The organism is Pseudoxanthomonas sp. CF385 (genome assembly GCF_900104255.1).
GTDB lineage: Bacteria > Pseudomonadota > Gammaproteobacteria > Xanthomonadales > Xanthomonadaceae > Pseudoxanthomonas_A.
The window spans coordinates 1,730,985-1,743,931 of sequence record NZ_FNKZ01000001.1 but is presented as its reverse complement, the minus strand read 5'-3'; the positions used below and the strand labels follow the sequence as shown (position 1 = coordinate 1,743,931).

Sequence of the window (12,947 nt, the reverse complement as noted above, 5' to 3'; positions counted from 1 at the left end):
TCGGCGCGCGACTCAGAGCGTGTCGAGCGCGGTCGCCACGGCCATCTGCGCCGCCGGCCGACCCAGCAGGTAGCCCTGCCCCAGATGGCAGCCCAGTTCCACCAGGGACTGGCGCTGCTCTTCGGTTTCCACGCCTTCGGCGATCGTCTCGATGCCCAGCGTGCCGGCCAGCGCGAGGATCGCGCGCACCAGCGCCAGGCTTTCGGGGCGCGCTTCGCTGCCCAATCCGGAGACGAAACTGCGGTCGATCTTGAGCACTGAAATCGGGAACCGGTGCAGGTACGACAGCGCCGAGAAACCGGTACCGAAGTCGTCCAGCTGGGCGAGGATGCCGTGCTGGCGCAGTGTGCGCAGGATGCGCAGCGTGCGGGGCGCGTCGTCGAGCAGCGCGACCTCGGTGATCTCCAGGCGCAACTGCGAGGGATCGGCACCCTGGGCTTCGAACATGGCCAGCAGGCGGTCGGCGAAATCCGGCGAGCGGAAATGCCGCGGCGACACGTTGACCGAGATGTAGCCTTCCACGCCGCGCGCGATCTGCCGCACGACCTGTTCGTAGAGCAGCCAGTCGACCTGCTCGATCAGCCCGCTGTCCTCGCCCAGGCCGATGAACTCGGCCGGCAGCAGCAGGCCACGGCGTTCGTGCTGCCAGCGCAGCAGTGCTTCGTGGCCGATCACGCGGCCGTCGTCCATCCGGCGGATAGGCTGGTAGAACGGCAGGAAGTCGCGGTTGTTGATGGCGCGGCGCAGATCGGCTTCCAGGTCCAGGCTCTGCATCGCGGCTTCGCGCATGGCTTCGTCGAACACCGCGGAACGGTCGCGTCCCTGCTCCTTCGCGCGGTACATCGCCGCATCCGCGTCGCGCAGCAGTTCCTCGCCGTTGCGGTAGCGCGGATGCCAGATGGCGATACCGAGGCTGGCCGACGGGAAAAGTTCGCGTCCCGCCACCCACATGGGTCGGCCCAGCACCGCCAGCAGACGCTGGGCGAAATCGCGCACGTTCTCCACGCCGTCGGCGTACTCGACCAGCAGCGCGAATTCGTCGCCGCCGAGCCGCGCCACCACGTCGTCGTCGCGCACGCTCATCGTGATCCGGCGGGCGACTTCCACCAGCAGTTCGTCGCCGGCGGCGTGGCCCATGCTGTCGTTGACCAGCTTGAACCGGTCCAGGTCCAGGAACAGCACCGCGAACGCCTGACCGTCGCCATGGCGCGCGCGTTCGATCGCCGCCGACAGACGGTCAAGCAGGTGCGGCCGGTTGGGCAGGCCGGTCAGCGCGTCGTGCGTGGCCTGGTAGGTGAGCTGCTGCTCCGCGCGCAGGCGCTCGCCGATCTGGGCGCGCAGCTGGTGGTTGGCTTCGTTCAGTTCGCGGGTGCGCTCTTCCACGCGGCGCTCCAGTTCGGCATGCGCACTGCGCAGGCGTTCCTGCGTGCGTTGCCGGTCCAGGCCGTTGCCGATGTGGTGGGCGACGAACGTCAGCAGGTTCTGGTCGTGGGCGGTGAACTTCACGTCGTCGGTGTAGCTCTGCACCACGACCGTGCCGACCACGTCCTCGCCGCGGAACAACGGCACGCCGAGCCAGCTGTGGGCGGGAGGCCCGTGTTGCAGCACCTTGCCCGCCTCGGCAAGCTGGCCGATGACCTCCCGGTCCGCCAGCAGCGGCCGGCCGGTGGCGACCACGTACTCGGTCAGGCCGTTGGTCATCCGCCGCGCCTTGCGCATCGGGTCGCGGTCGTCGATCGAGTACGGGAAGTTCAGCGCTTCGCCGTCGTCGGAAACCAGCGCGATGTAGAAATTGCGGGCGTTGATCAGTTCGTCCACCACCACGTGGACGTCGGCGTAGAAACGTTCCAGGCTCTCGGAGGTGATCGCCAGGTCGGTGATGCGGAACAGCGCGCGTTGCAGCTTCTCGGCGCGCTTGCGCTCCATGATCTCCGCCTGCAGCTCGCGGTTGGCGCGCTGCAGTTCGTGGGTGCGCACCGCCACGCGGTGCTCCAGCTCCACGTGCGCATGCTTGCGGTCCAGCGCGGTCAGGATGTGCTGGGCCACGTAACCCAGCAGCGCGCGGTCCTCGTCCGCGTAGCTGGCGGGCGTGTCGTAGCTCTGCACGACGATCGCGCCGCAGACGCGGTCGTCGCGCCGCATCGGCACGCCCAGCCAGTCCAGGCTGTCGGGGCCGTGGGACGGATCGCGGATGACGCCGAGCTTCTGCCGGATCACGGCCGAGGGGCCGCGCAGCGGCTGGCCGTGGCGCAGCAGCGCGAAGGTCATGCTGTTGGCCATCTCCTCTTCGCCGAACTCGCGCTCGGCCTCGGCGATGTAGGGATCACGCTGGTCGGCGAAGTACAGGAACCGCACCGTGCGGCGCTGGTCGTCGTAGAGGACGATGTAGCAGTTCTCCGCGTACATCAGCGAATTCACCACCGCATGGATGCGGCGGAGCATCTCCGGCATCTCAAGGTCGGCGCCGGCGAGATCGGCGATTTCGTAAAGCGCCTGCTGCAGCCGCTTGGACTTCTCCAGCGAGACGATGCGCGCCTGCGCGCGCGACGCGTCCAGCGTGGTGACCAGCAGCGTGCGCGCCAGCAGCAGCCAGGATTCCTCTTCCCCCGCCGAGAGCGGATGCGGCAGGGCCACGGCCAAGGCGACCCGTGCGTTGCCATCGGCGTTGTCCCACGCATGCACGCGCAGTTCGGGGCCGTCGTGTTCGACCAGCGCCTCCGCCAGTGCATGTTCGGCGCGACGGCGCAGCGAGGGGGACGCGCCCGGCGTGGCACCGGCGCCGTTGCCCAACGCCCAGTCCCGCCAGCAGAGCGCCAGCTCGGCGCCCGGCGGCAGCAGCCCACGCAGGATCGACGCGATCCGCTCTGCGGGCGACGCGGGTGTGCTGGCCGGATTGTCTGCGCTGATCGATGGCGTAGGCATGACCGTGTCCCGACAGAGACGGTGCGTGTATCTGGATATCCCCCTGCCGAGCATACCGCCTGCCGCCCCCTGAACGGAAACCGCCGCGCAACCCCATCGCGCGCCGCGAGGCGTTCACTTCCCTGTGTGCCCGCCCCTCGCCCCCGCCGCGTCCTCGCTTACCGCCCCGCGAACATCCGCGACCGGATGGCTGAACGCGGCGGCCGCGTCTCCTCGCGGCGGCTTCACGCCCGCGCACGGACCGCTTACGCTGGTGGCGGTGAACGACCTTGCCGAACCTGCCGATGAAACCCTGATGCTGGCCTATGCCGCCGGCGATGCGTCAGCCTTCGAGCAGCTCTACGCGCGGCATCGCGGACCGCTGTACCGCTTCCTGCTGCGGCATCTGCGCGATGCGGCGATGGCCGATGAATTCTTCCAGGACACCTGGCAGCGCGTGATCGCGGCACGCCAGGGCTGGAAACCGGAAGCGGCGTTCGGGACCTGGCTGTACCGGATCGCGCACAATCGGCTGAACGACCACTGGCGCGCACTCAAGCACCGGCCGGCAACCCCGGAGGACGCGGAGGCGCGCACCGAGCGCGTTCCGGATCCGGATACGCCCGAGCGGCAACTGTCGGAATTCGAGCAGCGCCGGCGGTTGCAGGTGGCGATGGACGAGTTGCCGCCCGAGCAGCGGGAAGTGTTGTTGTTGCGGCTGGAGCAGGAACTGACCCTGGAGGAAATCGGCGAGATCACCGGCGTGGGCCGGGAGACCGTGAAATCGCGGTTGCGGTACGCGATGGACCGGTTGCGGTCGAGGTTGAACGAATGAAGACGCCCCACGAACCCCTGACGCCCGAAGAACGCGCCCTGGCGCAGTCCCTGTCCAGGCTGGGACCGCACGGCGGCCCATCGCCCGGTCTGGACGCGCGCATCCTCGGCGCTGCCCGCGCCGCCGTGCAGGACGCACCCGGCCCGCGTGGCGCCACGGTCCCACCGGCGCGCCGGCGCTGGCCGCTGGGCATGGGCGTGGCCGCGTCGGTGCTGCTGGCCGCCGGGATCGCGTGGCAACTGCGGCCCACCCAGCAGGTGCCGGTCGCCAGCGAAGTGCCTGTGCTGGCCAAGCGCGAGACCGCGGTCATGTCCGCGCCCGCGGAACAGGCCGCCGATGCGGCGGCTGCCGCGGAGATGGACGCGGCTGCGGCACCTCCCCCCGTCGAGGCCTACGAACCTCCGCCGCCGGTCCGGCAGATCGCCCCGCCCGTGATCGAGGCCGCACCGGCGCCGCCCGCCAGCCCGGCCCGCAGGAATGCGGAGGCCGCCGCGCGCCAGGAGGCGGCGCCCAAACGCGGGCCGCTGTCGATGATCCCTGCCGTGCCGGGCCTGCCCGCGCCCGCCGAGCCGGCACTGACCCGCAAAGCCACCGCACCGCAAGCGTTCCCCGAAGTGGCTGAAGATCGCGCGAGCGCGGCCGCCGCCGACGCCGAGGAACGCGCGCTGCAGCAGCAAACCCGCCAGCGCGTCCTGGCGGAACAGCAACGCGAGCAGCAGCTGCGCAGCGAAAGCGAGCGACGGGCGAGCGAGGCCAAGGCCGCTGCCGATACGTCGGACACGCTGGATTCGGTCATGGTCACCGGGTCGCGCATCTCGCGGCAGGACGGCTTCAGTGCCGCGCCCGCTGCGGCGCCGCCTCCGCCTCCGCCTGCTCCCGCGCCGGCCGCCAGCACGGGCGCCTCGGCGCCCAGCGTGGCGCGCAACACCCTGCGCCGCACCGAGCTGCAGGTGCCGGTGGACGAAGACACCCGCCTGGCACCGGCCGAATGGCTGGACCGCATCCGCCTGCGCCGCGACCTGGGCGACAGTGCCAACGCGCTGCGCAGCCTGCAATTGTTCGTGCAGGAGCATCCCTTCCAGCGCGTACCCGACGACCTGCGCCCGCTGCTGGGCACGCCGTGACCGATACGCTCGCGGCGCGGGCCTCCCATCTGCTGGAGGTGAAGCACAGCCGTTTCCTCGCCCTGGCGGCACCGGTCGCCACACCGGACGAGGCACTGGCCTTCCTGCGCGAGGTCGCCACACCCGATGCCACGCACAACTGCTGGGCCTACCGGATCGGGAGCGAGTACCGGTCCAGCGATGATGGGGAACCTGCGGGCACCGCCGGGCGCCCGATCCTCGCGGCGATCGACGGTCAGGGCTACGACCGGGTGATGGTGGTCGTAACCCGCTGGTATGGCGGCATCAAACTGGGCGCGGGTGGCCTGGTGCGCGCGTACGGCGGCGCCGCGGCGGAATGCCTGCGGCAGGCGCCACGGCTGCCGGTCGTGGCGATGGCGGCCCTCGTGCTGACCTGCCCGTTCGACGATCTGGGCGTGGTGCATGGTGCGCTGGGCGCCCATCAGGCCGTGAAACAGGATGAAACGTTCGACGAATCCGGCGCCCGGCTGGTGCTCGAACTGCCGGTCGACCGCGTGGACGCCTTGAAAACCCAGCTGCGCGACGCCACCCGTAATCGGGTGCGCGTGCTGCCGGCCTCGGCCTGACGGCGCGCGAGGCGCATGCGGGAGGCGCTGTGGCCGTCGATGGACGCACAGCCCCTCCCACAGTCGCCTTGATACGACCCTCCCGATGACCGACAGCGCCACCGACACGTCCGCCCCCTCGAAACCCAAGGCCAAGCTCGGCACGCTGCGTGCGCTGTGGCCGTTCGTGCGCCAGCACGGGGGCCTGTTCGCCGCCTGGCTGTGCGCGCTGGGCCTGGCCTCGGCGGCGACGCTGAGCTTCCCGGTCGCCTTCAAACAGATGATCGACGGCGGCTTCCACAGCGGCGGCAACATCGACCGCGTGTTCCTGGGCGTCTTCATCGTCGTGCTCGTCCTCGCCGTGGCGAGCGCCGCCCGGTTCTACTTCGTCTCCCTGCTGGGCGAACGCGTCGTCGCCGACCTGCGCCGCCAGCTGTACGGCCACCTGGTCGGCCTGGACGCGGAGTTCCACGACCGCACCCGCAGCGGCGAACTCGTCTCGCGACTTTCCGCCGACAGCGAACTGCTGCGCAGCGTGGTCGGCAGCAGCATGTCGGTGGCCCTGCGCAGCAGCATCACCGTGATCGGCAGCATCGTGATGCTGTTCGTCACCAGCCCGAAGCTGGCGGCCTATGCGTTGGTCGGCATCCCGCTGGCGGTCCTGCCGATCGTGCTCGGCGCGCGCCGGCTGGAGAAGGCTTCGCGTGCCAGCCAGGACCGCGTCGCCGACGCCAACACGCTCGCCAGCGAGACACTGGGCGCCGTGCGCACCGTGCAGGCGCATGCGCGCGAAGGCTACGAACTCAAGCGTTTCGGCGACGCGGTCGCCGTCGCGGTGGAAACCGCTCGCAAGCGCATTCGCGCGCAATCGCTGGTCACCGCTACCGTCATCACGTTGGTGTTCGGCGCGGTCGTGCTGGTGCTGTGGTCCGGTGCGCACGATGTGATCGCCGGGCGCATGACGACGGGCGAGCTGGGCCAGTTCGTGTTCTATGCGCTGATCGGCGGCGGCTCGGTGGGCGCGCTGGCGGAAGTCTGGAACGAACTGCAGCGTGCCGCCGGCGGCATGGGCCGCATCGCCGAACTGCTCAACGAATCCCCGGCCATCCATGCACCCGCCACGCCGCGCGCCCTGCCCTCACCGGTGAAGGGCGAGATCCGCTTCGACGATGTCTCCTTCCACTATCCCTCGCGCCCTGACCTGCCCGCTCTGGACGATTTCAGCCTGACGGTCCATCCGGGCGAGACCGTCGCCCTGGTCGGCCCCTCCGGCGCCGGCAAGAGCACCGTGTTCTCGATGCTGCTGCGCTTCCACGATGCGCAGGCCGGCAGCGTGCGCATGGACGGCGTGGACCTGCGCGAACTCGACCCGACCGATCTGCGCGAACAGATCGCGCTGGTGCCGCAACAGCCGACGATCTTCGCGGCCAGCGCCGCGGAGAACATCCGCTACGGCAAGCTGGACGCCACCGACGCCGAACTGCAGGCCGCGGCCGAAGCCGCCGAAGCGGACGATTTCATCCGCGAACTGCCGGAAGGGTTCGACAGCCCGCTCGGCGAGCGCGGCGCACGCCTGTCAGGCGGCCAGCAACAACGCATCGCCATCGCCCGCGCCTTGCTGAAGGACGCGCCGGTGCTCTTGCTGGACGAAGCCACCAGCGCCCTGGATGCGCAGAGCGAGCGCGCCGTGCAGCATGCGCTGGAACGGCTGATGGACGGCCGCACCACCCTGGTGATCGCGCACCGCCTGGCCACCGTGCTGAAGGCCGACCGCATCGTCGTGATGGATCGCGGCCGCATCGTCGCCCAGGGCACGCATGCCGAACTGCTGGCGCAGGGCGGCCTGTATGCCGAACTCGCGCGCCTGCAATTCCTCGACTGACGCCACCGCCGCACGACATTCGCGCGGCGCGTGGTCTAGGATGCGGGGCATCGTCTCCGGGAGCCGCGCCCGATGTCCGACTCGTTGCCGCCGCTGCTGCGTGGCCTGGGCACGCTGCTGATCCTGCTGACCAGCGCGCTGGTGGTCACCGTGGAGCGTCGCGACAACGCGGATCAGGCGGAACAGGCCCATCTCGCGCGGCTCGCATCGAAGGCGGAAGCGTCCCTGCCCCGGAACCCGAGCGGCGCGACCGCGCTCGCCACCGAAGTCCGGCTGCTGCGCCTGCAGCTGCAGGACAACGACCTGGCCGATGATGTCTTCGAGAACCCGTGGTTCCAGTGGCTGGGCCTGCTGGGCACCGGCCTGATCGCGGCGTCGTTCTTCGCCGAGTGGCGGCTCAAGCGCCGGATCGCCCTCGCGGCGAGGGCGACGTCCCCGGAAGACCCGTGCTAGCGGCTACGCGACGGCGTCGGCGGCGACCAACGCCGGCAGGTGGCGCGGCCGGCTGGGGAAGGCATGACGCACGATCCGCCAGCACACCTGGCCGAACTGGGTCAGCAGCGTGCCGGTGTTGTAGTGCTGGCCGTAGCGCGCGCAGATCGCGCGTACTTCACGCGCCATCTCCGCATACCGGTTGGCCGGGATGTCGGGGAAGAAATGGTGCTCGATCTGGTGGCTCAGGTTGCCCGACATGACGTTCATCAGGAAACCGCCGCGTAGGTTCGACGAGCCGCGCAGCTGGCGCAGGTACCAATGGCCGCGCGATTCGTTCTTGATGCATTCCTTCGGGAACGTCTCCGCATTGGCCGTGAAGTGGCCACAGAAGATGATCACGTAGGTCCACACGTTGCGCAGGCCGTTGGCGACCATGTTGCCCAGCAGCACCGGCAGGAAGAACGGGCCGGCCAGCGCCGGGTAGATCACGTAATCCTTCGCCAGCTGCTTGCCCATCTTGCGCACCACCGGCGCGGATTTGCGGCGCAGCTGCTTGTTGGTCATCTTGCCGCTCCACCAGCGGCCCAGCTTCAGGTCCTGGATGGCGATGCCCCACTGGAACAGCAGCGCGAACACCACCGCGACGAACGGCTGCACCAGATAGAACGGACGCCATTTCTGCTCGGGGAAGATCCGCAGCAGCCCGTAGCCGATGTCGTCGTCCAGCCCACGCACGTTGGTATAGGTGTGGTGGCGGAAGTTGTGGGTGTGCCGCCAGTTGTCGCTGGTCGCCACGATGTCCCAATCGTAGGTCTTGCCGTTGAGCTGGGGGTCGCCCATCCAGTCGTACTGCCCGTGGATGACGTTGTGGCCCAACTCCATGTTGTCCAGGATCTTGCCCAGGCCCAGCGAGAACGCGCCCAGCGCCCACAGCACCCAGAACAGCCAGCCCACGGCGCTGTCGGCCAGCCACAGGCCGCCGGCGATCGCCGCAGCGAACAGCAGCACGCGGCCGGTGAGGTTGCTGAAACGCACCGCCTTCACCACGTTGCGGATGTAGCGCGCATCGCGCGCGCCCAGCGTGGCGACCGTGCGTGCGCGCAGGGCGTCGAGTTCCTCGCCGAAGCGGTCCAGTTCTTCGACGGAAAGCTTGCGATTGCGTGAGGAGGACATGGCCATCAGAGATCGAGCTCGAGGTCGGTGGCGGCGCTGTGGGTGCACAGCTTCAACGCCAGGGTGGGTTCGTGGGACAGGTCGCCGCTGGGCAAGTGGCGCACGCTGCCGGCGGACTTGCCGCACGCGCAGGTGTTGCAGATGCCCATGCGGCAGCCGGACGGCGGTTTCAGCCCGTGCTGCTCCAGCGCGACCAGCAGGGATTCGCCGCGCGCCACGCGCAGCGTGCGCCCGCTGCGTTTCAGGCGGATGTCGACTTCGCCCTCGTCGATCACGGTGACCGGCGGGGGCGTGAAGGCTTCGGCCTGGAACGACGACGCCTGCGTCGCCAGCAGGCTCCGGGCCGCTTCGACGAAGCCACCCGGGCCGCAGGCCATCACCTGCTGCGTGGACAGGTCGCCCGCATGCGCGGCGAGCAACGCCTCATCGAGGCGGCCTTCGGCTTCGTCGCCGGCCGACGCGGCGTCGCGCGTCAACAGCAGCCGCAGGCGGAAGCGCGGATGCTCCGCCGCCAGCGCGCGCAGTTCGTCGAGGAAGCAGGCCTCCTCGCGCCGACGCACCCAATACAGCAGCGTCAGGTCGGCCGGCATGCCCTGCCCGGCCAACTCGCGCACCAGCGCCATCAACGGCGTGATGCCACTGCCGGCGGCCAACAGCAGGAACGCGCCTTGGGGCGAAGCCGGCAGCGTCATGTCGCCGAACGCCTGGCCCAGCTCGACGATGTCGCCGATGCGGGCCGCCTGGCTCAGGTGCCTGCTGACCTTGCCGCCTTCGATCGCCTTGACGGTGATCGGCAGCAGGCCGTCCGCACGCGGCGGTGCGGTGAGGCTGTAGCTGCGGGTCACCCGCACGCCGCCGATCTCCACGCCGACGTTCACATGCTGGCCGGCGCGGTGACCGGCCCAGTGGCGATTGGGCTTGAACAGCAGGGTGACCGCATCCGCCGACGCGGCTTCGCGGGCGACCAGCCGCGCCAGTGGGCGCTCCCAGGTCCAGGTGCGGTGGAAACGGGAGGCCCAGAAATCGAAGACATCCGGCTTCACGAGGGGCCGGATCAAGCGTTTCAGGGGACCGGGCCGGCGGGGGGACGGGCGGAACTGGGCGTTCATGGCCGCCACTATACCCATGGGAAGACGTTTGTGTATACAGTTGTATATTAATTTACCCGGCTATGATGCCCCTACCACCCCGTATGCCCGGCCTGCCCGCGTGACCCTGCACCCGCATCCGCTGCCCCACGACGACCACGGCCCCGGCCGGAAGGCGACGATTTCGCGTGAGGACCTGCTTGCCGCGGCGCTGAAGCTGGTGGGCCCGCACCGCAGCGTCTCCACGCTCAGCCTGCGCGAAGTGGCGCGTGAAGCCGGCATCGCGCCGAACAGCTTCTACCGCCAGTTCCGCGACATGGACGAACTCGCGGTGGCGCTGATCGACCTGGCCGGTCGCTCGCTGCGCAAGATCATCGGCGAAGCGCGCCACCGGGCGGCCAGTACCGACCGCAGCGTCGTGCGCGGCTCGGTGGAGGCCTTCATCGAACAGCTGCGCGCCGACGACAAGCTGCTGCACGTGCTGCTGCGCGAGGGCAACGTCGGCTCCGACGCATTCAAGCACGCGGTCGAACGCGAACTTCAGTTCTTCGAAGAGGAACTGCACGTGGACCTCGTCCGGCTGGCCGCCCGTGACAACGCGCCGCTGCACGAACCGGCCCTCGTCTCGCGCGCCATCACCCGCCTGGTATTCGCGATGGGCGCGACGGCGATGGACCTGCCGCCCGAGCGCGATGGCGAGCTCATCGACGAACTCTCCGAGATGGTCCGCCTGATCCTGACCGGTTCGCGCGCCCTCGCCTCTCGCTCCGCACCGCGCTGACGTCCACGCGCGTCAGGGGTCGATGCGGATCGGGGTTCCCACCGGCACGCGCTGCCAGATCGCATCCATCTCCGCATCGGTGACCGCGATGCAACCTTCCGTCCAGTCCGTCCGCGAACCCGGCGGGGTCGCGCCGTGGATCATGATGTCCCCGCCCGGATCCACGCCACGCGCGACGGCTTGGTGGCGATCGGCATCGTCCGGATAGGAAATGCGCAGCGACAGGTGGAAGCGACTGCGGTCGTTGCGGTAAGTGATGCGGTAGTCGCCTTCCGGCGTGCGCTGGTCGCCCTGCTGGCGCTTGTGCCCCACCGGCTCACCGCCCAGCACCACGCGGTAGGTCGCGATGACACGCCCCGCGCGCAGCAGGTCCAGCCGGCGCTGCGCCTTGTAGACCCGGATGGCGTCGGCCTGCTGAGCGACCGGCAGCAACGCAGGTGCGGGGCGGCCCGCCTCGTGCGCCTGTGCGGGTGCGAGCCCCGATGCGACCAGAAGGGCCGTGAACCAGCGGACGAAACGGGTCTTCATGGCGGCAGCGTCCGCCCGATCACAGCGGGGAAATCCGCGCCCGCCGGCAATGTGCCGAACACGCGCCCCTGTTCGCCTCCCAGGCGGCTGCGGACGAACAGCGTCGCCACCGGACTGCCCGCGCCGATCAGCACGGCGGCCTGCAGCGCCAGCGCGATCCGCTCGACCAGGCGACGCGCCACGCCCTCGTGGGCCTGCGCCAGGTCCGCCTGCAGCTGCGCGACGAAGGCATCGAAGATCGCATCGCGCCCCGCGCACGCATCGAGCTCAGCGAGCACCGCCGCTGTGCTCGCCGGCTCGCGCGACAGCGCGCGCAGCACGTCCAGGCATTGCACGTTGCCGCTGCCTTCCCAGATGGAGTTCAGCGGCGCCTGCCGGTACAGCCGCGGCAGGACGGACTCCTCGACATAGCCCGCGCCGCCCAGGCATTCCTGGGCTTCGTTGACGAACGTCGGCGCGCGCTTGCATATCCAGAACTTGCCCACGGCGGTGGCGACGCGGGCGAAGGCGGCTTGCGCCGCATCGCGGGGAGCCGCATCCACGGCACGCGCGACCCGCAGCGCCAACGCCGTGGCGGCTTCCGACTCCAACGCGAGGTCTGCGAGCACGTTCTGCATGAGCGCATGTTCGACCAGCGGCTGCCCGAACGTCCGACGATGGCGGGCATGGTGCACGGCTTGCGCCAGCGCCATCCGCATTTCGGCCGCGGAGCCGAGCATGCAATCCAGCCGCGTGAGCATGACCATCTCGATGATGGTCGCCACGCCGCGCCCCTCCTCCCCCACGCGCCACGCGTGCGCGTCGGTGAACTCGACCTCGCTGGACGCATTCGACCAGTCGCCGAGCTTGTCCTTCAGGCGCATCAGCCGGAAGCCGTTCTTCGTCCCGTCCTCCAGGCGGCGCGGCATCAGCAGGCAGGTGAGTCCGCCCGGGGCCTGGGCCAGCACGAGGAAGCCGTCGCACATCGGCGCGGAGAAGAACCACTTGTGGCCGACGAGGCTGTAGCCGCCGTCGGCCCGTGGCGTGGCGACGGTGGCGTTGGCGCGTACGTCGGACCCGCCCTGCTTCTCCGTCATGCCCATGCCCAGGGTGATGCCGGCCTTGTCGGCGATGGGCACGTCGCGTGGGTCGTAGTGCGGCGCCGCGGCTTTCGCTGCCCACGCCTGCAGCGCGGGGACACGCTGCAGCACCGGCACCGCCGCGTGCGTCATCGTCAGCGGGCAACTGGTGCCGGCCTCGGCCTGGTGGTGCAGGTAGCTGAGCGCCGCGCGCGCGACGTGCGCGCCGGGCGCCGGCGCGTGCCAGGACAGGCCCGCGACCCCGTGGGCCTTCGCGATCTCCATCAAACGGTGATAGGCCGGGTGGAACTCGACGCTGTCGATGCGATGCCCATGGCGATCGTGCGTGCGCAGGCGCGGCCGGTCGCGATTGGCATCGAAGCCGAGCCGGTAGAGCTCATCGCCGGCCAGCGCGCCGTAAGCGGCCAGGCGTGCGGCGAACGCCGCGGCGCCTTCGCGCTGCACCGCGTCGCGGAGCGCGACATCGTCGGCCCACAGGTCGCGCGGCTCGAAGGGCGGCGGCACGTTGTCGACGCGATGGGTTTCGAAAGGCGGCAGGTCTGGCATCGTCGGCTC

At 70.1% G+C, this 12,947-nt stretch carries 11 protein-coding genes; 6 read left to right on the top strand and 5 right to left on the bottom strand.

All coding sequences use genetic code 11. From position 1 onward, the window contains the following. Positions 1 to 12 precede the first annotated feature (12 nt). The gene (locus BLT45_RS08095) at positions 13 to 2,922 is read right to left on the bottom strand and encodes a bifunctional diguanylate cyclase/phosphodiesterase (protein WP_093297250.1); all 2,910 of its coding nucleotides are present in this window, start codon (positions 2,920 to 2,922) and stop codon (positions 13 to 15) included. A gap of 259 nt (positions 2,923 to 3,181) precedes the next feature. On the opposite strand from BLT45_RS08095, the gene BLT45_RS08090 reads away from it, so the two are divergent. The 5 genes from BLT45_RS08090 to BLT45_RS08075 all read left to right on the top strand — a co-directional run bounded on the left by BLT45_RS08090 (position 3,182) and on the right by BLT45_RS08075 (position 7,761). After that, positions 3,182 to 3,736 (top strand): RNA polymerase sigma factor, encoded by a 555-nt coding sequence (locus tag BLT45_RS08090; protein WP_056880716.1) that lies wholly within the window; start codon positions 3,182 to 3,184, stop codon positions 3,734 to 3,736. Then, entirely contained in the window at positions 3,733 to 4,860 is a 1,128-nt protein-coding gene (locus BLT45_RS18485; protein ID WP_254771808.1) for a hypothetical protein, read from the top strand. Before BLT45_RS08090 ends, BLT45_RS18485 begins: the two co-directional genes overlap by 4 nt. Continuing rightward, a complete protein-coding gene (locus tag BLT45_RS08085; protein ID WP_254771807.1) occupies positions 4,857 to 5,447 on the top strand; it encodes an IMPACT family protein in 591 nt (196 codons plus the stop codon). Before BLT45_RS18485 ends, BLT45_RS08085 begins: the two co-directional genes overlap by 4 nt. Positions 5,448 to 5,532: 85 nt before the next feature. Then, positions 5,533 to 7,308: an ABC transporter transmembrane domain-containing protein gene (locus BLT45_RS08080; RefSeq protein ID WP_093297245.1), complete on the top strand. Its 1,776-nt coding sequence runs from the start codon at positions 5,533 to 5,535 to the stop codon at positions 7,306 to 7,308. Positions 7,309 to 7,380: 72 nt separating this feature from the next. Continuing rightward, the gene (locus BLT45_RS08075) at positions 7,381 to 7,761 is read left to right on the top strand and encodes a hypothetical protein (protein WP_093297242.1); all 381 of its coding nucleotides are present in this window, start codon (positions 7,381 to 7,383) and stop codon (positions 7,759 to 7,761) included. Positions 7,762 to 7,764: 3 nt separating this feature from the next. Here BLT45_RS08075 and BLT45_RS08070 read toward each other — a convergent pair whose 3' ends face one another. Beyond that, entirely contained in the window at positions 7,765 to 8,916 is a 1,152-nt protein-coding gene (locus tag BLT45_RS08070) for a fatty acid desaturase family protein (RefSeq protein ID WP_093297240.1), read from the bottom strand. A 5-nt stretch (positions 8,917 to 8,921) separates the two neighbouring features. Further along, on the bottom strand, positions 8,922 to 10,025 hold the full coding sequence (locus BLT45_RS08065) for a ferredoxin reductase (protein ID WP_093297237.1): 1,104 nt from the start codon (positions 10,023 to 10,025) through the stop codon (positions 8,922 to 8,924). Between the two features lie 106 nt (positions 10,026 to 10,131). Between BLT45_RS08065 and fabR the strand changes: the two genes are divergently transcribed. Beyond that, the gene (fabR, locus tag BLT45_RS08060) at positions 10,132 to 10,785 is read left to right on the top strand and encodes an HTH-type transcriptional repressor FabR (RefSeq protein WP_254771847.1); all 654 of its coding nucleotides are present in this window, start codon (positions 10,132 to 10,134) and stop codon (positions 10,783 to 10,785) included. A 12-nt stretch (positions 10,786 to 10,797) separates the two neighbouring features. Here fabR and BLT45_RS08055 read toward each other — a convergent pair whose 3' ends face one another. Together BLT45_RS08055 and BLT45_RS08050 are read right to left on the bottom strand one after the other, a co-directional pair. After that, a complete protein-coding gene (locus BLT45_RS08055; protein ID WP_093297232.1) occupies positions 10,798 to 11,313 on the bottom strand; it encodes a L,D-transpeptidase family protein in 516 nt (171 codons plus the stop codon). Then, on the bottom strand, positions 11,310 to 12,938 hold the full coding sequence (locus BLT45_RS08050) for an acyl-CoA dehydrogenase family protein (RefSeq protein ID WP_093298719.1): 1,629 nt from the start codon (positions 12,936 to 12,938) through the stop codon (positions 11,310 to 11,312). Before BLT45_RS08050 ends, BLT45_RS08055 begins: the two co-directional genes overlap by 4 nt. Between the last annotated feature and the right edge of the window lie 9 nt (positions 12,939 to 12,947).